This is a genomic window from Nostoc sp., assembly GCF_036917935.1.
GTDB lineage: Bacteria > Cyanobacteriota > Cyanobacteriia > Cyanobacteriales > Nostocaceae > Nostoc.
Genome location: NZ_JBALEL010000017.1, coordinates 162889 through 186441, shown reverse-complemented (window position 1 = coordinate 186441; position 23553 = coordinate 162889). Strand labels below are relative to the sequence as shown.

Sequence of the window (23553 nt, the reverse complement as noted above, 5' to 3'; positions counted from 1 at the left end):
AGATATGTCCGATGTCAAAAACGCAGATCGGATAGGAGTATGAAAATCTAAAATAGATATCAAGAAGAAAAAACAACGACCATCGACAACCGTCAGTCCATTTTACTTTCTGTAAAGCGTCACCGGGTTGTTACCAGTGCTGAAACACGATTACATGCAAGTTTCCCAGGATCAGCCTATTTATTCTGAGGCTCCACTCCAGCTGTTACTGTTTGTCGATGGACGCCCCAAGTCCCGCCAACAGGTGCAGCGAATACGTGCTTACTTAAAAGAGTTAGAGGCTGAGTATAGTTTTGAACTTCAAACTATTGATGTTGGACAACAACCTTACTTAGCAGAACACTTTAAATTGGTAGCAACGCCAGCTTTAATCAAAATTCACCCGGAACCACGACAGGTTTTGGCTGGGAGTAATATCATAGCGCAATTGAAAAACTCGTGGTCTCGTTGGCAAGTCGCTGTAGACGCCTACTTAAAATTACAGTCAGACTTACAAGAACGGATAGAGGATACTGGGAGGGCGACATCACCCAAATCCACTATCCGTTCAGTTGCTGTTTCTGCTGAACTGATCCGACTCTCAGACGAAATTTTTCGCTTAAAACAGGAAAAAGATAACCTCCAAGAGCAGCTACAGTTTAAAGACCGGGTGATTGCGATGCTGGCGCACGATCTCCGCAATCCGCTAACTGCTGCGGCGATCGCCATAGAAACTCTCCAATCTAACTACAATTTAGACACAGGCCAATTTCAGCGCCTCAAGCCATCTTTAACGGCGCATCTATTAAAACAAGCCCGTAATCAAACTAAGATCATTGATCGGATGATTGCTGACCTTTTGCAGGTAGGTCGTGGCAAAGATACAGAGTTTCCTCTCTTACCACAAAAAGTACAGCTAGGTAAAGTGTGCTTAGATGTACTAGAAGAATTGTGCGATCGCTACACCGCCAAATCCCAAGAGGTAGAAACGGATATTCCTAATGACTTGCCTTATGTATATGCTGATCCAGAACGCATCCGCCAAGTGCTAGTGAATCTGTTGGATAATGCCATCAAATACACTCCAGAAGGTGGCAAGATTAGCGTTGCCGGATTGCACCGCACTACCCAAAAAGTTCAGTTTAGCATTGGCGATACTGGGCCTGGTATTCCTGTAGAGAATCGCGATCGCATCTTTGAAAACCACTTCCGCCTACAACGGGATGAAGCTACAGAAGGTTACGGCATTGGCCTTTGTCTATGCCAACGCATCGTAGTAGCACATTATGGCCAAATTTGGGTGGACTCTGCCCCCAATAACGGAGCATGGTTTCACTTCACACTGCCAGTTTATCCTTCTTAGGTAATGGGCATGGGGGATTAGGGCTTGGTCATTCACAAATAACTAATGACAAATAACTAATGACAATTAAGAACTGGAGATAAAGCGATCGCGCCCCCCGGCCTTTGCTTGGTAAAGTGCTTTATCTGCCCGCACAATCAAATCCGAAGGTGAGGATTCCCAAGTGGGGACAACAGTCGCTATGCCCATACTGATGGTGACGTGCTGACTCACCGCAGAATCGTCATGAACAATTTGCAAATCTTTGATTCCCCCTTGTATTGCTGCGGCAACGTGAAGTGCGCCAGATGCAGGGGTGTATGGCATAATCACAGCAAATTCTTCGCCACCATAACGCGCTACTAAATCCTGATGTTTTTGTGCCTTAAGGCTTAAGACAGCACCCACCTTTTGTAAACATACATCTCCAGCCGGATGACCATATTTATCATTATAAAATTTAAAAAAGTCGATATCACACAAAATCATTGACAAGGGAGATCCCTCTTGTGCGAGATTAATCCACTGAGTATTGAGATAATCGTCAAAGCGGCGACGATTAGCCAACTCAGTTAAGCCATCTACATTGGCAAGGTGATGCAAAGCTTCGTTTGCCGCCTCTAACTGTTTGTATACTTGCGCTTGCTGTAGCAGTCGGCGCAACCGCTGGCGCAATACAGGCCAGTGAATCGGCTTAGTGACATAATCAGTCGCCCCTGCTTCAAAAGCACGGTTTACGGATTCCTCATCGTCCAAGCATGTGATCATCAAGATGGGAGTGCGCTCCCATATCTTGGATATAACCGTATTGTTAAGGGTCGAGTCAGTATCAAAGTTTGCAAGGGCTGAGATTAAATTATTCCTGGCAATCTGGAGCAAGTGCTTACAGCAGGTAAAGCCATCCATCACAGGCATTACAGCATCTAGCAAAACTATATCCGGTTTGATAGTCTCGTAAGCATCTAAACATTGCTTACCATCATTGACCTCGACCACTCGATAACCTTCTTGTTCCATTGCTTTACGCAACAATACCCGGATGGTCTTGTCATCATCAGCCACTAGAATCAGTGGTGGTTGCTTAGAAACAGAAAATGGGCTTATGCCTGACATGAGTTGCCTTCCACTTGCGAGACTATCCTAAAAAAGGCTGTGCAACTCAATCGCACGGGGGCGATCGCTATTTTCATCAATGCCAGGATTTGCGGCAAAGGTGTGTCTAGCTTCACAATCAACTGTTTTTTGACAATGGACTGCTCAATGTTCTTGGGCCAAGCAAGCGGTAGATAACTAAGTTGCATAGACAATCTGTAATTGGAACACGAAGGCAATTCTTACCTTTTTGTTCAGCGATGGTTATGGGAGGAAATGTTACTTTTATATTTCCCCATTGTTAAAGTCAAATTACGATTTTTTTGAGAATTGCAAATACACGCCTTAATTATTTAGTTCTGTAGTTAGTTTAGAAACCTAGTTAGACAGGGCAAAGCAATTACCAAAGTCGCCTCAGAAGATAGCTAATACTAAATACTAATATCACCTGACTGGAATTTATTTAGTCTATTCGACAAGGCTTGCTGAGGTTTAGTATAATTACATAAGATTGAGATTAAACTTAGTGCAAATCTTTATTTTCAAGTAACTCCATAATTATTTCGTTCTAGACATAAACCGTCCACAAGTAAAGTTCCGCAGATCAGAATAACTCAAGTCCGCTTTAACTAACTATAACCTTTTTCATTTTTAGACGAATGAGTGCTGTTAGACTCAGAATTAATTCTGAGGCAGATGAAAATTAAATAGGGCTGCAAGTGACTCTGGGTTAATAAATTAAGTAAAAATTCTTATTTAATTAAGTTCAGTATATCTAGTTATCTAAAAAATAGACTGTTTTTTTGTAAAGACAGCAATTTAGTAGCTAAGATTATATGTATATAGATATAGCGTTTCCTAATAAGAGTGAGGTAGAGCTTAATCTCACCCCGATCAAGCTGTGCTTTATCTACCCACTCCTTAGAGGATGTTTGAAAAGTATTGGGCGAATAGAATTCGCTACTACACAAAGCTTAGTCCACCTCCGTGGACTAATACAAAATCAAGGGTTTTAACCCACGGAGGTAGGTTTTATCTGTGTAGCCGCGACTTCTAGTCGCTAGGGCTAGTAACAAATTAGACTCTTCAAACAACTCCTTAGCAAAAAGAGGGGTTAGGAGTAAGATTATAATCTGTACTTCATGCACCTGGCAACCGCTATCTACTAAATTAAGATTAATATTTTGAACAACTAAATCCTATAATTGCTTTACAGACAGCACATAAAACCGCCATCTTTTTGACTACACAAAAAAAGCAAAAGTTCTTACAAAAACAATCTAAACCTATTGACATTCACTAAATCTTTAAAATGCCAGACTCCTTAATGTACCAGCAAGATAATTTTGTTGTTCTAGAAACAGATAAACCAGAACAATTTATGACACCATCAGAGTTATTAGAAAAGCTCAAAACAACTCTTCAAAAACTCATAATTCAAGATTTGCCGCCTGACTTGCAAAAATTTGATAGTGTGGAAGCTCAAGCACAATATTTACTTGACACTACCTGCGAATTAGATATTGGCCCTGGGCAATATTTACAATGGTACGCAGTACGTTTAGAAAAGTAGTTTTTTGGTTAAGTGGTTAAGAGAATCCCAAAAAAATATTAAGCAAAAGTTGCTGACTAGATCCCCGACTTCTTCAATAAATCGGGGATCTAAATCGTGGTTAAGGGAATTCCAAAAAGAATAATTACTAATTCACAATTCATAATTAAAGACACTGTAGAGCAGCCCACACGCTCATCAAAAACTTAGTGGTCAACAAGACAATGGAGAGTAGAGGAGCTACCACCAATTGTAATTATGAATTATTAATTATTTTGACTGTTGCAAAAATATGGGTAACAACAAGCCATAAAGTTATGGAGTTTAGGTAACGATAATTTTTGTCCTTGACTATTGACTACTGACTAGTGATTCTTTCTGAGTATTGATTAGCGCTAGCTCAATTGTATTTTCAGATGGCTGCGTTATTTGAATCTCCAATCCAGGGCCAAAATAATTGGTCATTTTTTCCTGCTTTTTTTGCCACACATCAATTGGTATGAGCGGTGAATCAAATTCTAAAATTAGGGCATAGTTCCCATTAACTTCTGTTTCTCGCAACCCTATGACTATTGGCCGTTCCTGGTCTGTGGGACTCAAACCCAAAAAAGAAAGTGTTGTATCTAGATGAGAATCTTGACCGTAGCAATATCGGGTGATGTCTTTGCGAATTTTATTTTGAGTATCAGTTGCTTGCTGCTGGCGCAGTATCAATGCTGACGGTGACGTAGTTTGGCTAAATGGTACTGGCTTAAGTTCATTAGCTTTTAGCGCCAGCCCTCCCAATAATAGAGGAATCCCGTAAAAAAATCCGACAAGATTGAGTGTGGCATTATTATCAGCATAGGCGACGAAGCCAATGATGGTTAATATGCCGCCGATAGTTAAACCGAGTGTTCCCAAAGAGATTTGGCGTAGCATGAGCTTAAATTAGTATAAATTATTAATACCTCAGTTTTATTATCATCGGCTATGACTAACAAATTAGGGAAGAGTAGTGAACTACCTACACTGTACGCTTCCAACTTCACGGAAGAATGCCGCATCTTAGACTTACGTCCGCGAATTAGTTAACTTAAATCAGTAAGTAAGTGGTATAAATAAACAAAATACTTAAATCCCCAACTTCTCTAAGAAGTCGGGGATTTGTCTCCTGAGCGTTTGATGTTTCAATTAGGTTGACCTACTTAGTGCCCCAGAATATTAGATTTTGAGTTAACTTTAAATTTAAAGGTAGTTAAAGATAGGAAAAAAATAATGGATCTACAGACTATAAAAGAACGAATTGTCGCAGTTCAAAGTAAACGCGATTACCTATTAAGCCTACTAGAGCAACCAAACCTGGGAACTTTGAGAATTGACGTAAATCAGGCTTTGGAAGAACTGGATGAATTAATTGATGAATTTAGACGCACCATTCCGGTAGAGTAGAAATTATCAAAAATTACGTCGGTTTAACCTCAACTTCAGGCTATACCGACGTTCTTCAGTACTATTATGTCTTCAAATCCCCAGAATTGAACTCAGCCTGAGTTGGCGAAGCAACACTGTATCATTTATCCTGCTACTGAACTATCTCCTGCACGCTGACCTAATTGCCTAACTAAGGCAATAAGTTCGCTTGTAGGTACATCTTTCTTGCAAACGTCATCAAAGCTAGACATTGCCTTTGTCCCCTGAAAATTTACGTCTTCCACTGAGGAGTAAGCAAGGATCTGGGTGTTTGGAGATATAGCTTTAATGTGACTAGACGCACTCCAGCCATCCATGACTGGCATCTGTAAATCTAGAACAATCACATCAGGATGGCAACGTTTAACCATTTCTATAGCTTCTTCCCCATTACTGGCTAAACCTACTACTTGAATATTTTCCTGGCAAGAAAAAACCAATTGTAAGGTTAAACGAGTCAGTTCGTGGTCATCAACTACTAGAACACGCAAGGTAGAAAGCTCACAGGATAACATTAACATTGAGGGGAAAGACAAATTTATTCAGAATAACTTCTCCAGTTTATGGGAACAAGTGCCAGCACTGACTCTATCCTATGGTTGAATAACTTGTGTGAACCCATGACAAATAACCTAGATAACTACTCAAAAAATTTAAGTTTTTTAAAAAAACTAAGTTGAGCTAGTTGTCAAGGTAGAAGTAACTTATTTTTTAATCAATCAGATTTGAGGTTACACCAGTTGAGCGTAATGCCATATTCATGAGAATTTTTTGTGAATTGGCTTCTGGAGAATCATCATAAGGACGCCGTTGAATGTAAGTACCATCGGCTTGTAATTCCCAAGCTTGGCGATTATCAGCGAGCATAATTCCCATAATTTCTTGCAAATCTTTAGCAATATCTGGGTCTTTCACTGGGGTAATTACTTCGACTCGGCGATCTAGGTTGCGGCGCATCCAGTCGGCACTGCCGATATAGATTTCCTCTTGTGTATTGTTATGAAAATAATAAATCCGAGAGTGTTCTAAAAAGCGACCGATAATGCTGATGATGCGAATGTTTTCACTAATGTCTTTGATTCCTGGGCGTAAACAACAAACGCCCCTGATAATTAAGTCGATTTGCACTCCGGCGCGGGAAGCTTCGTATAAAGTGGCGATAATTTCTGGATCGACTAGGGAATTCATTTTGGCGACAATCCGTCCAGAAAACCCATTTTGAACATTTTCGATTTCGCGGTGAATTAGTGCCAAAAAGCGATCGCGCATATTCACAGGCGCAACCAGCAACTCTCGATAAGACTTTTGTCGTGAGTAGCCTGTCAAGAAATTAAATAAATCTGTGATGTCAGCACCCAATTCTTCACGGCAACTAAACAATCCCAAATCTGTATACAGCCGTGCAGTTTTAGGGTTATAATTACCAGTCCCAATATGCACGTAGCGACGTATCCGGTCTTTTTCCCGCCGTACCACCATGACGGTTTTACTATGGGTTTTCAGCCCAACTAAACCATAGACGACATGAACTCCAACTCTTTCTAGTCGTTTTGCCCAGTAAATATTATTCTCCTCATCGAATCGCGCCTTTAATTCGACCAGCACGGATACCTGCTTGCCATTTTCGGCAGCGGCAATTAAGGCGTTGACGATGGGCGAGTCGCCAGAAGTCCGGTAAAGGGTCATCTTGATGGCTAACACATTTGCGTCGTAGGCGGCATGGGTGATAAAGCGCACCACTGTAGCCGAAAAGGATTGATAGGGATGGTGTACTAGCAAATCCTTTTCCCGAATCACTGCAAAAAAGTCTTTTCCTTCGTCCGTTTCCAAGACATCTGGATCTAAACTCGGTTCTCTCAGTCGTTGCAGGCGTAATGGTACAACAGATTGGCGTGGTGGATCTTTGAGTTCTGGCAGTGGTAAGGCCATAAAATACATCAAATCCCGCAGTCCCAAAAGTCCGTCTACTTCGTAGAGATCGCTTTCTGTTAATTCCAAATCATGCAATAATCGCGATCGCACTATTTCAGGAGTCTGGGATTGAATTTCTAGCCGAACTGGACTCCCACCCAGCCGCCGTTTTCGCAATTCCTGTTCGATCGCTAACAGCAAATCATCTGCTTCATCTTCTTCTAAGACCAAATCGGCATCACGGGTAATGCGGAATGGATGATATTCTTGAATGTTCATTCCTGGAAATAGAGATTCCAAGTTATGAGCGATCGCTTGTTCTAAAGGTACTCCAGTCCAATGGGCAGGTTTTTCGCTGTTCTGATCTCCCAACTCAGGCGGTATCGGTAAAAATCGTGGGAGAACACTGGGGACTTTAACTCTGGCAAAAAATTCTTCATCTGTGTCTGGATTTTTGACCACAACAGCTAGATTCAGGCTGAGATTAGAAATAAAAGGAAAGGGATGACTAGGATCAACAGCCAGGGGAGTCAAAACTGGAAAGACTTGTTCCTCAAAATAGCTGTTGAGATGAGTCCGCTGTTTTGGATTCAAATCTATGTAATCTAGAATATGGATGCCATGATTTGCTAGTAGCGGACGAAGTACTTGCTCAAAATGTTGGTGTTGTTTCTTGACGTGGGGAGTCAGGGTAGATCTAATATCGTCTAGTTGTTGTTGTGGTGTGCGACCATCGGGAGTTAACAGGGTGACTTTCGCCTCCACTTGTTGCTTTAAACCAGCAACGCGCACCATGAAAAACTCATCTAAATTAGAGTTAAATATTCCCAAAAACTTCAGGCGTTCCAGAAGAGGCGTGCGATCGTCACAGGCTTCATGTAGCACCCTGCCATTAAATTCTAACCAGCTTAACTCTCGGTTAAGATAATATTGTGGATCGCTAAGATTGATGGGGGTAGGGCTTTTCTTAGATTTTGCCATAATGACTTAAAGACAGGCAGATGTAGCCCATTGAACTGGGGGACAATAAATATATTAAGTTAAATGGTGCTTGAGCATAACGCTGAGGCTATTTTTGGCTGTACTGATTCTCTACCTCGCCACTGGTAAAGGGCAGAGATAATGCTTAAATCAAAAATCTATTTGTATTTAAATAACTTCAGTTAAATACTAAAAAATAAACTCGTGTAGAAACGAAAGCCAACATTACCAAGAAATTTTTAGGGTTTTGCTGTCTTTTAGCATCTTTTTCACATAATCAATCTAGCCAACCTATAACTCAATACGTTTAAGCTAAGAGGATGTTTGAAAAGTGTTTCGGTGTGACTTTAGGCACTTTTAGATCCCCCCTAACCCCCCTTTTTAAGGGGGGAACCGGAATCAAAGTCCCCCTTAAAAAGGGGGATTTAGGGGGATCTAGAACTTTTTATACCGACAAGAGGACTTTTCAAACATCCTCTAAGCTCAAACACGCAATTTCCCGTCGTTTTAGATCCCCCAACCCCCGATAAATTGGGGGCATTCGATTCTAGTTCTCCCCTTTTTAAGGGGGGTTAGGGGGGATCAAAATCTAGTTGGTACATCGAAAAATTTTCACTCTTCTTATCAGACTAGGTTTTTACGTTAAGTTGACACCAATGTACAATTGTGCGCCGTTACAAAATATTGCATCCATTATAAAAACCGCAATAAGTCTAGGGATTCAAATCGTTGCCCACAGCATATTACCCATGAAGATGCATTTAAGATTTAGCAAAGATATGACATAGGCAGTTCTAAAAATATGTGACTAATGATTAAGCGGAGTTTACAGATAGCTACGGTCTCAAAATCAGTCTAAAGGCTTACCTGGAAGGTTTTTTTGGGATCGGTTGATGAAACCAATTTTTTGGTAAACATTACTACAACGATTACGCAAGGAAAAGTAGATGCAAGCTTTGCTAAATCTCGATTTTTATTGTTATATTGTTGCTGCTATTCAGATCCACACAAACAATATCGTCTATTATTTTTTTTAATTTATGACTGCTGGGATTTAGGAAAAGTTCAGTATTAATACTGGGAATTTCCTGAGAGTTAATGGTTATATTGAAAACGTCAAGATGAAAACACAAGGAGCTTGTGAATCATGAAACTATCTACAATTATCAAAGGCAGTGTTTGTGTATTAGGTTTAGTTGGTGTTGGTAATTCCTTTGCATCTCCTGCATTTGCAGGAGATGCTTCTGCTCGTGGTGCGGTTACAGTAGTTAGATCGTCAGGTTCTTCTATCAGCGTCAGTGCTGAGTTAACTGCACCTACTGGTGCGTATTTTACCGGGCCAACATTAGTTATTACACCTACATATACTGGTACTGCTGGTTCAAATGCTGAACAGGTGGATACTTTGACAATAGATCCAGGTGCAGTTGCATTCCCAGCAGCACCACCTAGTGCCACAATCCAAGCAGCAGTTGCAGCACAGATTGATCTCATTAGCATTGCAGATGTTCAAGACCTAGCAACCCTTGTGAGAGCAGCTAGTGTTAATGGCGGTCTAGAATAGACTGATTGTTACATGACAGAAAATCACGGTGGTGTAAAAACCCATAGGATTTTAATCTATATGTTTTCACACCTTGCGTTGATTTTTATATCTTTTTGGTCATTCTTTGAGAAAATGTTGCCATCAGTTAAGATAAAACGACGGTAACATCCGCACGCTAGGCATTTGCATCAAAGTATTTGGTAATTCCCTAATTAACTCTCTGACTCCCTTTCCTTTACCCATATCTACTATCTATGGGCATAAGGTAGCTACCAAGTGAGACGTAACAAATTGCAGATATAATACAGTTCCTTGAATGTAGTTGAGGAGCGGTATTTTCAGAATTGTACACAATACTACCATATAAACCCGGTTTCTTCAAGAAACCGGGTTTTTGATATTTGGAGGAAAGAAACCCAACACCAAGAATCCTTAATTTTGTTGGGTTTCATTCTGTTAAATCCAACCTACAAATATTTTATTTTTTCAGAGTAATAAAAAAGGGTTAGGGTAAAAGTTGGACATGGCGTTAAGCTATTCATCAAGTAGCTAGGCTGCTGACTGGATATCACATTTAGATTTATTCAAAAAAGCTAATGAAAGCTGGAAATATTGATACAGAGGCGGGGAGGTTAGAAGCCCTCCGCCAGTATCAAATTCTTGACACCGAACCCGAAGAAGCCTACGACAATCTTGCTCAGTTAGCGGCTTTTATTTGTGGCACCCCCATATCTTTGGTAAATTTCATTGATGAAAACCGTCAATGGTTTAAGGCAAAAGTTGGTTTAGATATATCAGAAATGCCCCGGTGTGTGGGGTTATCTTATCTTTGCCAAGAACAGCGTAGTGTTGTGGTGGTTCCTGATACCCTAGCTGATGAAAAGTTGGCAAATAATCCAGTAGTGACAGGCTATCCATACATCCGGTTTTATGCAGGTGTACCCTTAATTACTCCGAAGGGAGATATGTTGGGAACTCTGTGCGTGATTGACCAAGTTCCACGGGAATTAAGCCAAAAACAAGTGGAGGCGTTGGTGGGTTTGAGTCGCCTGGTAATCGACCAACTAGAACTCAGACGTTATGTAGCTGAGGTATCTCAAGTTACCGAGAAACTAATGGCGCACGAGCAAGCAGCCCGCGCCCAATCTGAAGCCACCAGAACCCACATTACCAATCTTCTCGAAAGTATCACTGATGGTTTTTTTGCCCTGGATAAAAAGTGGCAATTCACCTATATTAATGGTCAAGCAGAACGGCTGTTGCAAAAAACTCACAATGAGCTTTTGGGTAAAAACATCTGGGAGGTGTTTCCAGAAATTATCGGTACAACATTTGATTGTGAATATCACAGAGCAATCTTAGAACAGGTGAGTATCGAATTTGAGGAGTTTTATCTGCCACAGCAGCGCTGGCTTAAAGTCCACACTTATCCGGCAAAAGACGGCTTGTGTGTTTATTTCCAAGACATTACTGAACAACGGAAAATAGCAGAAGCACTACGAGAAAGTAAAGAACGTTGGCAATTAGCATTACATGGTAATAATGATGGTATTTGGGATTGGAACCTCAAGACTAATGAAGTGTTCTTCTCAACTCAATGGAAGGAAATGCTCGGCTATAAAGACCACGAAGTTTCCAACCGTTGGGATGAATTGACAAAACGAATCCATCCCGATGAGCGAGATTGGGTACTTCAAGCCTTCCAAGACCACTTTGCCAAGAAAACACCGTTTTACATCTGTGAATATCGAGTCCAGTGCCAAGACGGCAGTTATAAATGGATTCTAGATCGAGGACAGGCACTTTGGGACGCATTGGGTGATATAGTACGGATGGTTGGTTCTTATACTGATATCACAGATCGCAAGCGGGCAGATGAAGAATTAAAGCGGCAAAATCTGCGATCGCAATTATTTGCCGAAATCACCCTGAAAATTCGAGAATCTTTACAAATAGATGAAATTCTTCAAACCACTGTCACAGAGGTACAAAAACTACTACAAGCTGACCGGGTGTTGATTTTTCGACTGGAAACTGAGGGTTCGGGAACAGTGGTACAAGAGGCAGTGCTGCCTGGTTGGCCGGTGATTCTAGGAGAAAATATTTTTGACCCCTGTTTTAAAGAAGAATATATAGAAAGATATCGCCACGGAAGAGTAAGTGCCATTGAAGATATTGAAGCTGCTCATATTCAACCATGCCATCGAAAATTTCTTCAGCAATTTGCTGTCAGGGCTAATCTCGTAGTGCCGATTCTTGTCAGAGACAGCATTTGGGGCTTATTGCTAGCTCATCAGTGTGCCGCACCTCGACAATGGAATCAGTTTGAGACGGATTTGTTACAGCAATTAGCTAACCAAATTGGGATTGCTTTATCTCAAGCGCAACTTTTAGAAAAAGAAACCCAACAAAGTCAGGAACTTACTCGCTCTAATGCAGAATTAGAACAGTTTGCCTACGTGGCTTCCCATGATTTGCAAGAGCCATTGCGGATGGTAACTAGTTATTTACAGCTGCTGGAGCGGAGATACAAAAACAAACTGGATGCCAATGCAGATCAGTTTATCACCTACGCGGTAGATGGGGCCCGCCAGATGCAGACCCTAATCAACGATCTGTTAAACTATTCCCGCGTCAGCACCCGTGGACAGCCTTTTGTGCCAGTTGATTGTAGTGCTGTCTTAGAGCAGGTGCTTGCAAATCTTCGAGTTGCGATCGCAGATAGTAGAGCAGTTGTCACTTATGATAGTCTACCTGAAGTGATAGCTGATGCTACCCAATTGATACAAGTGTTTCAAAACCTGATCGCCAACGCGATCAAATTTTGCCGTTATCAACAGCCACGAATTCATATTGGAGTGGGGAGTAACTCCCCACTCCAATATGAAAACGAATATTTGTTCTGGGTGCGCGATAATGGAATTGGTTTGGAATCCCAGTATGCTGAACGTATTTTTATAATTTTTCAGCGCTTGCACGGTAGAGACAAGTATCCAGGTACTGGAATTGGTCTAGCAATTTGTAAGAAAATTATAGAACGCCACGGCGGCCGGATCTGGGTTGAGTCGAAACCGGGTCAAGGCTCGACTTTCTACTTCACAATTCCAGATAGAGCAAGTAAGCAATGCTAAACACCATAATAGCGATTATGCCTATTGAGGTTTTGTTGGTAGAAGATAATCCTGGCGATGTCCAACTCACACGTATTGCCCTGGAAGATAGCAAAATTTCGATTCACTTGAACGTGGTCGAAGATGGTGTAGAAGCAATGGCATTCTTGCGAAAACAAGAAAAATATGCTAAAGTAGCCCATCCAGATATTATACTGCTCGATTTAAACCTCCCTAGAAAAGATGGGCGGGAGGTATTAGCAGAAATTAAAGGAGATGAAAACCTCAAACGAATCCCTGTAGTAGTTTTGACTACTTCCCAAGCTGAAGAAGACATCCTCAAAGCCTATAACCTTTCTGCCAACTGTTATATAACTAAGCCAGTAGATTTCGATCAATTCGTTAAAATTGTCCAATCAATAGAAAATTTTTGGTTTGCGATCGTAAAACTGCCGCCGGAGTAGTGGAAATGGCAGGTGAAAATATTAAAGTCTTATTAGTAGAAGATAACCCTGGTGATGTCTTATTGTTACAAGAGTTATTTAAGGAAGTTACCACAGTTGTAGTTGAGTTGATGCCCGTTGAGCGGCTTTATGAAGCACTCAACTACCTAACAAACGAAATTTTTGATGTGATTTTGTTAGACCTCTCGCTGCCAGATAGCCAGGGATTGCAAACCTTTGTCATTGCTCACAATCAGGCAAAAGCAACTCCAATCATTGTGCTGACGGGTATAGACGATGAAACCCTGGCAATTAGGGCAATGCAGGAAGGAGCGCAGGATTATTTAGTGAAAGGGCAAGTAACTGGCGACTTGCTAGTGCGTTCTATGCGTTATGCTATCGAACGTCAACGGGCAGACGACGCACTGCGCGATAGTGAGGAGCGATTTCGGGTTGCCCTGAAAAACTCTCCAATCTTTGTCTACAACCAGGATAGGGATTTACGCTACACCTGGGTTTACAATCCCCCATCTGGATTGACAGTTGAGGAAATATTGGGCAAACAAGACTTAGATATCATCCCAGTTGAAGATGCTCAACGTCTGATCGCAATTAAACGTGGAGTATTGACCACAGGCATAGGAACACGAGAAGAAGTATCAATTACTATCAAAAATATAACTCGATATTACGACTTAACTATTGAGCCACTACGGAATGAAACTCAAGAAGTTATCGGGGTGACATGCGCCAGTATAGATATTAGCGAACGACAAGCTGCGCTACGCGAACGCAAGCTAGCTGAAGAAAAAATTCGCGAACAAGCAGCATTACTAGATGTCACCACAGATGCCATTTGCGTGCGAGATTTAAACAATAAAATAATCTTCTGGAACAAAGGCGCAGAAACACTTTACGGCTGGCAAGCTACAGAGGCTTGGGGCAAAAATGCTAGTGAGCTTTTGTATGATGAACCTTCACCAGAAATCGAAGCGGCTCTATTGCAAGTTATTAGTCAAGGTAAGTGGCAGGGCGAATTAACTAAACTTACCAAAACTGATCAAGAAATCCTCGTTGGTAGTCGCTGGAGTCTGGTATACGATGAACAAGGAAAACCTAAATCAATTCTCACCGTTGACACAGATATTACCGAGAAAAAACATCTAGAAGCCCAATTGTTTCGTGCTCAACGCCTGGAAAGTATTGGCACTTTAGCTAGTGGCATTGCTCACGACCTCAACAATATCCTGACACCGATTTTGGCAGGAGCGCAACTGCTACCACTCAAATTTCCCGATGCCGATGAGCGAACTCGCCATCTATTAGAAATTTTGGAAATCAACGCTAGACGCGGCGCTGATTTAGTCAAACAGGTGCTGTCTTTTGCCAGGGGTGTAGAAGGGAAACGCATCACTTTGCAACTCAGACATATAATTGTGGAAGTTGCCAAGATTCTGAAAGAGACATTTCCCAAATCTATAGAAATCAGCACTGATGTACCACAGAATTTGTGGATGGTTTCTGGAGATAGTACCCAACTGCATCAAGTGCTGATGAACCTCTGCGTTAACGCTCGCGATGCTATGTCCAATGGCGGTACTTTGAGTATCTCTGCCGAAAATCTGTTGATTGACGAAAATTATGCTCGCATGAACCTGGGAGCCAAAGAGGGGCCTTACATAGTGATTACTGTCTCCGATACTGGAGTTGGCATTCCTAAAGAAATGCTAGATAGAATTTTTGAGCCATTCTTTACTACAAAAGATGTTGGACAAGGCACTGGTTTAGGACTTTCCACAGTACTGGGGATCATTAAAAGTCACGCAGGTTTTGTAAGCGTGTATAGCGAACTGGGAAGTGGCACTAGCTTTCAGGTTTACTTACCAGCCGTAGAGGGAATGGAAACACTTAGCCCCGAAGATATGCCACCACAGACAGGACATGGAGAATTGATTTTGGTTGTCGATGATGAAGTTGCCATTCAAGAGATTACGATAACATCACTAGAAGCTCACAACTACAAAATTTTAGTTGCCAGTGATGGCATTGAGGCGATCGCGCTATACGCTAAAAATAGGGACACAATTAGTGCCGTCCTCATGGATATTATGCTGCCCTCGCTGGATGGTTTAACTGCCATCCGTACCCTGCAAAAAATCAACCCCCAAGTCAGAATTATTGCCAGCAGTGGACTTATGTCTGACAATAAGCTCAGTGCAGTAGCTGCTATTGGTGTCAATACATTTTTGTCGAAGCCCTATACTGTCAACGAATTATTGCTTTCTTTACAGAAAGTTCTATCGTGAGTCAAGTAATTAAATAATTCTACTGGCAAATATACGTATAAAAATTACTTAATTGATGCAGGTGCAAATTACCTGAATTTGATATGATTGAGCATCGGCTAACGCACTTCTCTTACCGATACTAGGGAGTGGGGACTGTAAAGAGTTTTCCTAACCCAATAGCCAATGTCCAATCCCCCATGCCCAATCCCTTTTACTATGCCTCGGTTTCTTAAGTTAATCATCAATATAGTAATCTTGGGTGCATTGTTACTCATATCCCAACAAGTTTGGGCGCAAGATTGGCGTCCCGTTCGCGGTGGTATCCCTTTCGGTATTAGTGGTATAGCTTTGATAGAACAGCAAAGCAATTCTCTAGATTTTCTGATTGTCCATGACAACAAACAAAAAAACCAAGGTCGTATAGCAATCATCAGGATTAAGGGTAAAAGCCAACCTGAATATTTACCCTTGAATTGGCCAAATAATACAGAATTGCCCATCGACTTAGAAGCTTTAACATCTGTTCCAGAGAAAACAAAATTCTCTTTTATCGCTTTAAGCAGTTCTGGAAAAGCTTATTATATCAGGTTTGAGCCTGTCAATAAGACCATCTCAGTTCTTAAGGAATTCAATCTACCAGGAATTATTCAAGGAAGTAATTTTGAAGCATTTGGATTACAAAATATAGACGGTAAATTAGTTGCTATTTGGGCACATCGAGGTGAAGGAGAAAAACCAGCAACTATTTTTTGGGGAGTGTTTGACTTAGCTGAATATCAAATTACCCTCGTCGGTTCTACCAATCTGAAAGTACCGTTTCCATCTGGCAATGTTCGCCATATTTCAGATATTAAAGTAGACCCCGTAGGAATTGTGTACATCACCTCAGCAAGTGATGCTGGAGATGATGGGCCATTCCAGTCAGCTGTGTATGTCGCTGGTTACTTAGGATGGCGTGGTAACAAAATTGCATGGCGACAAAATCCTCAACTTGTTCCCTTCTACCGCTCTAATTACCACAAAATTGAAGGGATCGAACTTGTTCCCGGTGCGGAAGGCGGTGTAGTGGTTGGTACAGATGACGAGAATTTAGGTTCTTATGTATACATTGTGGGTGGAAGTAGCTAAACAGTATGTGCTTTGATCTGAGGTACAGTTTAAAGATTTGCTAATCTTCGCCAGGAAGCATATAGCGGGTAACTGAACCTTTATGCTCAATATTCACAGCGTACTGTGAGAGAAATTCCTCTGACCACATCGGCTCCGACTCAGGCTGAACTTCAGGCTCATCACCAACCCAAGGAGGAGCCGGAGTATAGAAGTCCTTGCCGTTAAGTTGTCGAGAAAGCCACTCTACACCTTCATAGTAACAACGACTCGCTCCCAGAAAATCACCTTGCCTATCGAAAATTTCTATAAACCGACCGCTATTGTCCCATCCATCATCAACATATCCCTGTATCAAAAGAGCAAATGAATCAGATGATTCAACAGGAATTTTTAGCAAGTACAGATTACTGAGGCTGTATTGAGAGTACCAAAGGTGGCGATTATAAGTTTTAGCTACAGACTGAGGAATATCTTGCTCAATTCTTTCAATCTCTACACAATTGAAAGTCATATCAGTAGATAGCGTTAATAGTTGAACACTAGCAATTCGACACTCAGGAAAAAAATTACAGAACGAGTCTGATAAATCGTAAAGTTTATTAAGTTCTGTTGAGTAAAATTGTCTAACTACAGACTTTCGGACATCTAAATTCATGGACTTTACACTCTCACGCACCATCAGCTTAAGCTTGCCCACTAATAGATAGCTTCACAGTCTAATGAGACAAACCTGACCTGGCAAGGAAGTTACGCGGTCGCTCCTCACCTTCACCCTTATCAACAGCGCTTTTGGGCAAGTCAATCAATTCCATTTCTTACTGAATTTTCTTAAAAGGGCCCAATTCTATAATTAATTTCATCATTATTAAGCTGTTGTGCATTGATTCAAATCTATGTATTACGTGAGCCTCAATTTAACCCAACGTCACATCAATATTTTGAGGATTACTGGTTTATTTGCGATCGCCTAGCACTAAACACACATCAATAATTTTGTCAATTTATTTCTGGCGATCGCAACTTGGTGTAGGTTAACCATTATCTTATCGATAACAGCGGCTGATTAATTACGCCTACACATTAAATCGGAATAACATTACATCCCCTTCCTGCACAACATACTCTTTCCCTTCACTACGAACCAACCCTTTCTCCTTCGCCGCATTCATCGAACCAGTCGTTACCAAATCTTTATAAGCAACAGTTTCGGCGCGAATAAATCCCCGCTCAAAATCACTGTGAATTACACCAGCAGCTTGAGGTGCAGACATTCCCGCATTAATTGTCCAAGCGCGGGTTTCTTTGGGGCCACAGGTAAAATATGTCCGCAAGCCTAAAAGCATGTAAGTTGCACGAATCAATGATTTCAAACCGCCTTCTTCCACACCTAAAGATGCAAGAAAATCAGCTTTATCTTCTTCTGGTAATTCCACTAATTCAGCTTCAACTTGAGCCGAAACTATCACAACTTGGGCATTTTCTGTAGCTGCAATTTGCCGCACTGTTTCCACAAAATGATTACCAGTTGCCAACTCATCCTCAGATACATTAGCCGCGTAAATAATCGGTTTATAAGTGAGCAGTTCCAGTCCCTTAATAATCTCCGCTTCTTCTTCATTCAAGCTCACCTGACGCACCGATTTACCTTCATTTAAAGCCGTAGCTAATTTTTCTAAAACTGAGACTTCAAACTGTGCATCTTTGCTGGTACGAGCTTGTTTGCGAGTGCGATCAATTCGCCGCTCAATTTGTGATAAATCTGATAAACCCAACTCTATATTAATGATTTCAATATCTCGCGCTGGATCAACAGAACCAGCAACGTGGATAATATCGTCATTCTCAAAACAACGTACCACATGGATGATCGCATCAACTTCCCGGATGTGGGACAGGAATTGATTTCCTAGTCCCTCACCCTGACTTGCACCTTTAACTAAACCAGCAATATCTACAAATTCCACCCGCGCCGGGATAATTTGTGCCGAACTGGCAATCTTAGCAAGAACATTTAACCGTTCATCCGGTACTGCGACAACGCCGACATTCGGTTCAATCGTGCAAAAAGGGAAGTTAGCAGCTTCTGCCTTGGCATTAGCAACTACAGCATTAAATAAAGTAGATTTTCCGACGTTGGGAAGTCCGACAATTCCGGCTCTTAGCATTTTAGATTTTAGATTTGGGATTTTGGATTACATTACCAAGGTAATCTAAACAGGTTCCGGTATGGTTTGGGGAATTGGTGCTGGAACTGTTTGAGGAATGGGAGCAGGTACTGGTTCTGGTACAGGCCCCGGTAAGGGTTGGGGTATCGCTGGCCCCGGTACAGGTTCGGGACTAGGTAGCGGATTCGGGCCAGGAGTAGGAATTTGTGGTTCTGGTATAGAAATCGCAGTGGGATTAATCATGGTAAATCTAAATTAAATTATTCAACCTTCCCAGGCTAGATGACAACCTCATCTGTTGACATCTCCCCAAATAGCTATACCGACGAATAATAATTTTGTCATTCTCTGCGTCCCTCTGCGCTTCCCTTTGCGCCCCTCTGCGTTTAAAATCCAATCTAAATTCGCCACCATTTGTACTAAACTACTGCTCCTTTACCTTTTCTACCACCTCTGGCACTGGATCATAACCACCTGGATGAAACGGATGACAGCGCAAAATCCGCCGAGTTGCCATCCAGCTACCACGCAACACTCCAAATCGTTCAATGGCTTGAATAGCATACATCGAACAAGTTGGTTGAAAGCGACAAGTCGGGAGAAACAACGGCGAGATAAACATTCGGTAGCCCCGAATCAGCCAAATCAATAATAATTTCATTGCAGCTACCTAAATCTTATAAATTAGTAACAGAGGTAAAAATTTTCATTTTGTTGCATCTTTGTTAATTACATTTTCTGACTTCACCTCAATTCCGGTTTTATGGCTGCAAATTGCAATCGCTGCAATTTGGGTGTTACTCATCCTCCTGATTGCATCGCTGGTAAACCGCTTCGCCGACAAGCCAGAAATCGTGCGGAAGATAGTTCATATTGGCACTGGTAATGTGATTTTAATCGCTTGGTGGCTCGATATTCCCGCCAGTGTAGGGATTACAGCTTCTATTTTAGCGAGTGCAATCACCTTATTATCATACCGATTGCCCATTCTTCCTGGTATTAATAGCGTTGGACGCCAAAGTTTAGGGACATTTTTTTACTCTGTCAGTTTCGGTATTTTAGTCGCCTGGTTCTGGTACTTGCAACAACCCCAGTACGCAGCACTAGGAATTTTGATTATGACTTGGGGAGATGGATTAGCAGCCTTAATTGGGCAACGGTTTGGTACACACAAGTATAAAGTTTTTGGGATGCAAAAAAGTTGGGAAGGCTCCCTAACTATGATGCTCGTTAGCTATGTCGTCAGTAGTTTGATTTTAGTTGGAACTCAAGGAAACAGTTGGCAAACTTGGGCGATATCGCTCGTGGTGGCAGTTATTGCTACTGGTTTAGAAGCTGTTTCCTTTTTGGGTATTGACAATTTGACAGTTCCTTTGGGTAGTGCAGCACTTGCCTTCTTTTTAAGTCAGTTATAGCGGTTCTCAGTTGAGTGAGATACAAGAACCCCACCCCCAACCCCCTCCCCGCTCTTCGAGAGGGGGCTATATAGTCTGAAGTTACTAATTGCCTTGAGTACTATTCCTAATTAATCAAATAAGAGATAGTGTCAAAAATTTATCGTTAGTTAATAAATATAGCGCTTCTGAGTTGAGTCCAATACGGGTAAGCAATTTCGTAGTAAAGACTTTAGTCCTTATTTTCTAAACACTAAAGTCCTTACTACAAACTCTTCATTACTAACTTGACAAAGTACTAGGTGCGAAACTGATTTACTGGTTTAGCAGCCCGATCGCCATTTCAAGGTGTATCTTAGCTCTATGCAAGTTAAGCAGTCCCTCTTGGTCGTATCTGTCAGGGTAGCTCATAGCCTTGCCCTCCATTGTTAGCTTAATCAGCGCCGCTTGCTCATCAGTGGGTGAGTTCATCTCATCTACCACCCCTTCAAGGAATTGAGTAACGCTAAAACCTGGTGACTTCAACCCTCTTCCTTGCCTTAGTTGAGCGATCGCTATCTGTGGGAATGCCATCAAGGTAACAATCCAACTAGTCTTATACCCTCCATTCCCAGTAGGCTTCAATCCGTAACGCCTACATAAGTCTCTCAACTCAGCAGTAGTTTTGATTTCGAGTTCTGACCTTGTGAACATAAAATAGAGTTACCCATTTGTAAAAGTGGTATCGGTGAGTTACAAGTTTTCCAGGCAAGTACTCACCGATTAATAACTATATTCCGTTGTTAACATCGACTTAAAGCTATATTTACGTTTCTACATAAATGGCTAAAGCTAAGGGTAAACCTGAAAATTTTGGAAACCAACCAAGCAAGGAATTAACCGAACAATTAAACTTCCGTGTCACCAAGGAAATGAAGGAAGAGGTAAAGGCTAAAGACGACCCTCCTGAGTTTTGTCGCCAAGCTATCCAAAAAGCACTAGATGAAGATAGGGAAAAGTAGTTAAAAGTTTTTGGACTAATACTTTAAGAACTATAAGAAAGTCCTCCTGTTAGAGGTGGTTTGAAAACTATTTTTGATAACATCTAAGCCTCGGAAACCTAACCCCCCTAGCCCCAATACTGCTCGGTTAAGGCTAAAAAATAAAAATGTGTAGGTTGGGTTGAGGAACGAAACCCAACATTTTGCGTGGCCGAGTTTATTACCGCGATCGCTCCAAAATCCAATCGAGTAAAATTGGATTGACTAACTCCGGTGCTTCATCCTGCGGACAATGCCCGACTCCCTCTAAAGGAATAAACTTTTCTACTTGCGGAAAGTTAGCTAATTCTCTCCCTAACTTAATTGGTTCCCACGGATCGTCCGTTCCCCACAAGATAATCGCCGGACAGGGTAACAGTGGTAAAAGGTCTTCTGGTAGTGGCCCTGTAGAATAAGAAGTAAAAGCCAGAAACACAGCCCCAGCACCCGGATCGCTTGCTGGTGAAGTCAGAATATCTACCAACTCATCTGTCACCATCTCAGGATTCGAGTATGCTTGCAGGAGAATTTTCCGCACCGTTTTCGGTTTGGCGAGTTGATTGAAAAAGAAATCACCAACTGGTTTAATAGACAACAGGCGTTGCAACAAAGGCGCTCCAAAACGACGACTCCAAGGTAAAGTTACCCGTTTGCGATCGTGCAACAGCCGTAAAGAACAGTTGAGCAAAGCAACTCCCAAGGCAATATCTGGGTTGCTTACTGCTGCTTGCATCGCTACAATACAGCCAATAGAATTTCCGACTAAAAAAGCTGGCTCACCGACAACTTCCCGGCAAAAATCTGCTACTTGCTGTCCCCAGGTTTCTAGTGTATAGGCAATTTTTTCACCAGGTTGAGGTTTTGCGGAAGCGCCAAAACCAATCAAATCGATCGCATAAACACGGCAATTTTTCGCTAATACGGGAATATTTTTCTGCCAATGCCACCAAGAAGCGCCAAATCCATGCACCAGGACAACAGCTGGCCCAGTAGTTCCTTGGGTTTGATAGCAGATCGGGAAATCTTGCCAAATCCAGGTTTTTGTAGAAGTAAGTGCTGTTTTTGAACTTGAGGTTGTCATAGTAAATTTTAAATTTGATGAAAAAAACGCTAAAAGCCTTCAGCAGCAAGGCACAAGTAAAATTGTTTTTAATTTGAATAAAATTTATCAGATTTTCAAAATAAATCCTTTGCTCTAGTGATAGCCTATACATATACCATGAGAGCTTCTAGTCTGATAACACTAGCATCAAGCTGATAGTTTTATCCAGTATAGAGAGTTTTAATTTGGTTAATAGAGGTAATTTACTCACAGCTGAGATTATGTCAGTATTAGAAATCATAACTTTTATAATGTGAGTAATATTTTGGCTATTTTTAGATGTGAGCGAGTTAGCATAAGTGCTAGATTCAGTAGTTTCACAATTTACGATCGCAAATTTGGTCTATAAGATTGTCGAATATGAGGCATCGGCTAAGGGGTGGTTTGCAACTGGAAACTGACGCTGAATTTAATAATATTTTTCTTGTTCCTAGTTCTGCGAGCCAGAAATCATGAATCTACTAGAAACAATTGATACTCCCGTTGGGAGCTATGCACCAGATTTTGAACTGCCAGGAATTGATGGTGAAGTACACCATCTCAGGCGTTATCTTGAGAAGTTCCGAGCAGTCGGCGTCATTTCTATGTGTAACGACTGTCCTTATGTAGAGTGGTATGTAGGCAGGCTAAAAAACATTCAAGCCGAATTTGCCCCACAAGGCTTCACACTAATTGGCCTGAATGGTAGTAATGTTGATCGCGCCACTAGGCCAAGCTTTGAAAATATGAAAGCTTTCGCCCTGCGTCACCAGTTGAATTTCCCCTACCTGTGGGACTCGACCCAAGATGTGACCGGTAGTTTCGGTGCAACAAAAACACCAACAGCCTTTCTAATAGATACTAATGGTATAGTACGCTACAAAGGTAAAATTGATAATCATCCCCAAGATCCATCATCAGTGGGAGAGGATTATTTGAGAACTGCGATCGCTTCTCTGTTTAAAGGTGAAGAAATAGACATACCACAAACAGAAGCAATAGGTACTACATTGATTTGGCGTAACTAGACATAGATTGTCCCTGTAACTGCTATCTTAAATTGGAGGCAATTGCAACTTTTTTGATAA

General features: G+C 41.5%; 22 protein-coding genes. 11 read left to right on the top strand and 11 right to left on the bottom strand.

Annotation, left to right across the window (positions count from 1 at the left end; all coding sequences use genetic code 11):
• Nucleotides 1–136: 136 nt before the first annotated feature.
• Nucleotides 137–1342: a histidine kinase gene (locus V7K62_RS08415; protein ID WP_334863465.1), complete on the top strand. Its 1206-nt coding sequence runs from the start codon at nucleotides 137–139 to the stop codon at nucleotides 1340–1342.
• A 66-nt stretch (nucleotides 1343–1408) separates the two neighbouring features.
• On the opposite strand, the gene V7K62_RS08410 is transcribed toward V7K62_RS08415, so the two are convergent.
• Nucleotides 1409–2434, bottom strand: a complete 1026-nt coding sequence (locus V7K62_RS08410) for a PleD family two-component system response regulator (RefSeq protein WP_334863464.1) — start codon at nucleotides 2432–2434, stop codon at nucleotides 1409–1411.
• A complete protein-coding gene (locus V7K62_RS08405; RefSeq protein WP_334863463.1) occupies nucleotides 2422–2622 on the bottom strand; it encodes a hypothetical protein in 201 nt (66 codons plus the stop codon). The genes V7K62_RS08410 and V7K62_RS08405 overlap by 13 nt, the downstream gene beginning before the upstream one ends.
• Nucleotides 2623–3725: 1103 nt before the next feature.
• On the opposite strand from V7K62_RS08405, the gene V7K62_RS08400 reads away from it, so the two are divergent.
• Nucleotides 3726–3986, top strand: a complete 261-nt coding sequence (locus V7K62_RS08400; protein ID WP_334863462.1) for a chlororespiratory reduction protein 7 — start codon at nucleotides 3726–3728, stop codon at nucleotides 3984–3986.
• 330 nt (nucleotides 3987–4316) lie between these two features.
• On the opposite strand, the gene V7K62_RS08395 is transcribed toward V7K62_RS08400, so the two are convergent.
• Nucleotides 4317–4886, bottom strand: coding sequence for a DUF2854 domain-containing protein (locus V7K62_RS08395; protein ID WP_334863461.1), 570 nt, complete (start codon nucleotides 4884–4886; stop codon nucleotides 4317–4319).
• A gap of 336 nt (nucleotides 4887–5222) precedes the next feature.
• On the opposite strand from V7K62_RS08395, the gene V7K62_RS08390 reads away from it, so the two are divergent.
• Entirely contained in the window at nucleotides 5223–5396 is a 174-nt protein-coding gene (locus tag V7K62_RS08390; RefSeq protein WP_199784779.1) for a hypothetical protein, read from the top strand.
• Between the two features lie 125 nt (nucleotides 5397–5521).
• Here V7K62_RS08390 and V7K62_RS08385 read toward each other — a convergent pair whose 3' ends face one another.
• Nucleotides 5522–5938: a response regulator gene (locus tag V7K62_RS08385; protein WP_334863460.1), complete on the bottom strand. Its 417-nt coding sequence runs from the start codon at nucleotides 5936–5938 to the stop codon at nucleotides 5522–5524.
• 190 nt (nucleotides 5939–6128) lie between these two features.
• Nucleotides 6129–8309 carry a polyphosphate kinase 1 gene (gene ppk1, locus V7K62_RS08380; RefSeq protein ID WP_334863459.1) on the bottom strand — a complete coding sequence of 727 codons (2181 nt, stop codon included), beginning with the start codon at nucleotides 8307–8309 and terminating at the stop codon, nucleotides 6129–6131.
• Between the two features lie 1147 nt (nucleotides 8310–9456).
• Here ppk1 and V7K62_RS08375 point away from each other — a divergent pair.
• The 5 genes from V7K62_RS08375 to V7K62_RS08355 all read left to right on the top strand — a co-directional run bounded on the left by V7K62_RS08375 (nucleotide 9457) and on the right by V7K62_RS08355 (nucleotide 16824).
• Nucleotides 9457–9873: a hypothetical protein gene (locus V7K62_RS08375; protein ID WP_334863458.1), complete on the top strand. Its 417-nt coding sequence runs from the start codon at nucleotides 9457–9459 to the stop codon at nucleotides 9871–9873.
• Between the two features lie 578 nt (nucleotides 9874–10451).
• Nucleotides 10452–12986: a GAF domain-containing protein gene (locus V7K62_RS08370; RefSeq protein ID WP_334863457.1), complete on the top strand. Its 2535-nt coding sequence runs from the start codon at nucleotides 10452–10454 to the stop codon at nucleotides 12984–12986.
• Nucleotides 12980–13429 carry a response regulator gene (locus V7K62_RS08365; RefSeq protein WP_334863456.1) on the top strand — a complete coding sequence of 150 codons (450 nt, stop codon included), beginning with the start codon at nucleotides 12980–12982 and terminating at the stop codon, nucleotides 13427–13429. The genes V7K62_RS08370 and V7K62_RS08365 overlap by 7 nt, the downstream gene beginning before the upstream one ends.
• 5 nt (nucleotides 13430–13434) lie before the next feature.
• Nucleotides 13435–15714 carry a hybrid sensor histidine kinase/response regulator gene (locus V7K62_RS08360; RefSeq protein ID WP_334863488.1) on the top strand — a complete coding sequence of 760 codons (2280 nt, stop codon included), beginning with the start codon at nucleotides 13435–13437 and terminating at the stop codon, nucleotides 15712–15714.
• A 198-nt stretch (nucleotides 15715–15912) separates the two neighbouring features.
• Nucleotides 15913–16824 carry a hypothetical protein gene (locus V7K62_RS08355; RefSeq protein WP_334863455.1) on the top strand — a complete coding sequence of 304 codons (912 nt, stop codon included), beginning with the start codon at nucleotides 15913–15915 and terminating at the stop codon, nucleotides 16822–16824.
• Nucleotides 16825–16864: 40 nt separating this feature from the next.
• Here the strand turns inward: V7K62_RS08355 and V7K62_RS08350 are convergent, their stop codons facing one another.
• From V7K62_RS08350 to yidD, 4 genes are all read right to left on the bottom strand, one after another.
• Nucleotides 16865–17461, bottom strand: a complete 597-nt coding sequence (locus V7K62_RS08350; RefSeq protein WP_334863454.1) for a hypothetical protein — start codon at nucleotides 17459–17461, stop codon at nucleotides 16865–16867.
• Nucleotides 17462–17879: 418 nt separating this feature from the next.
• Entirely contained in the window at nucleotides 17880–18971 is a 1092-nt protein-coding gene (gene ychF, locus V7K62_RS08345) for a redox-regulated ATPase YchF (RefSeq protein ID WP_334863453.1), read from the bottom strand.
• 45 nt (nucleotides 18972–19016) lie between these two features.
• Nucleotides 19017–19214: a hypothetical protein gene (locus V7K62_RS08340; protein ID WP_334863452.1), complete on the bottom strand. Its 198-nt coding sequence runs from the start codon at nucleotides 19212–19214 to the stop codon at nucleotides 19017–19019.
• A 181-nt stretch (nucleotides 19215–19395) separates the two neighbouring features.
• Nucleotides 19396–19632, bottom strand: coding sequence for a membrane protein insertion efficiency factor YidD (gene yidD / locus V7K62_RS08335; protein ID WP_300418168.1), 237 nt, complete (start codon nucleotides 19630–19632; stop codon nucleotides 19396–19398).
• Nucleotides 19633–19693: 61 nt separating this feature from the next.
• On the opposite strand from yidD, the gene V7K62_RS08330 reads away from it, so the two are divergent.
• On the top strand, nucleotides 19694–20386 hold the full coding sequence (locus V7K62_RS08330) for a diacylglycerol/polyprenol kinase family protein (protein ID WP_334863451.1): 693 nt from the start codon (nucleotides 19694–19696) through the stop codon (nucleotides 20384–20386).
• Between the two features lie 294 nt (nucleotides 20387–20680).
• Here the strand turns inward: V7K62_RS08330 and V7K62_RS08325 are convergent, their stop codons facing one another.
• Nucleotides 20681–21058 (bottom strand): hypothetical protein, encoded by a 378-nt coding sequence (locus tag V7K62_RS08325; RefSeq protein WP_334863450.1) that lies wholly within the window; start codon nucleotides 21056–21058, stop codon nucleotides 20681–20683.
• A 128-nt stretch (nucleotides 21059–21186) separates the two neighbouring features.
• On the opposite strand from V7K62_RS08325, the gene V7K62_RS08320 reads away from it, so the two are divergent.
• Entirely contained in the window at nucleotides 21187–21366 is a 180-nt protein-coding gene (locus V7K62_RS08320; RefSeq protein WP_292763864.1) for a hypothetical protein, read from the top strand.
• A gap of 199 nt (nucleotides 21367–21565) precedes the next feature.
• Here the strand turns inward: V7K62_RS08320 and V7K62_RS08315 are convergent, their stop codons facing one another.
• On the bottom strand, nucleotides 21566–22465 hold the full coding sequence (locus V7K62_RS08315; RefSeq protein ID WP_334863449.1) for an alpha/beta fold hydrolase: 900 nt from the start codon (nucleotides 22463–22465) through the stop codon (nucleotides 21566–21568).
• Nucleotides 22466–22938: 473 nt separating this feature from the next.
• Here V7K62_RS08315 and V7K62_RS08310 point away from each other — a divergent pair, with 473 nt between their 5' ends.
• Nucleotides 22939–23493 carry a thioredoxin family protein gene (locus V7K62_RS08310; RefSeq protein ID WP_334863448.1) on the top strand — a complete coding sequence of 185 codons (555 nt, stop codon included), beginning with the start codon at nucleotides 22939–22941 and terminating at the stop codon, nucleotides 23491–23493.
• The last annotated feature ends 60 nt before the right edge of the window (nucleotides 23494–23553 follow it).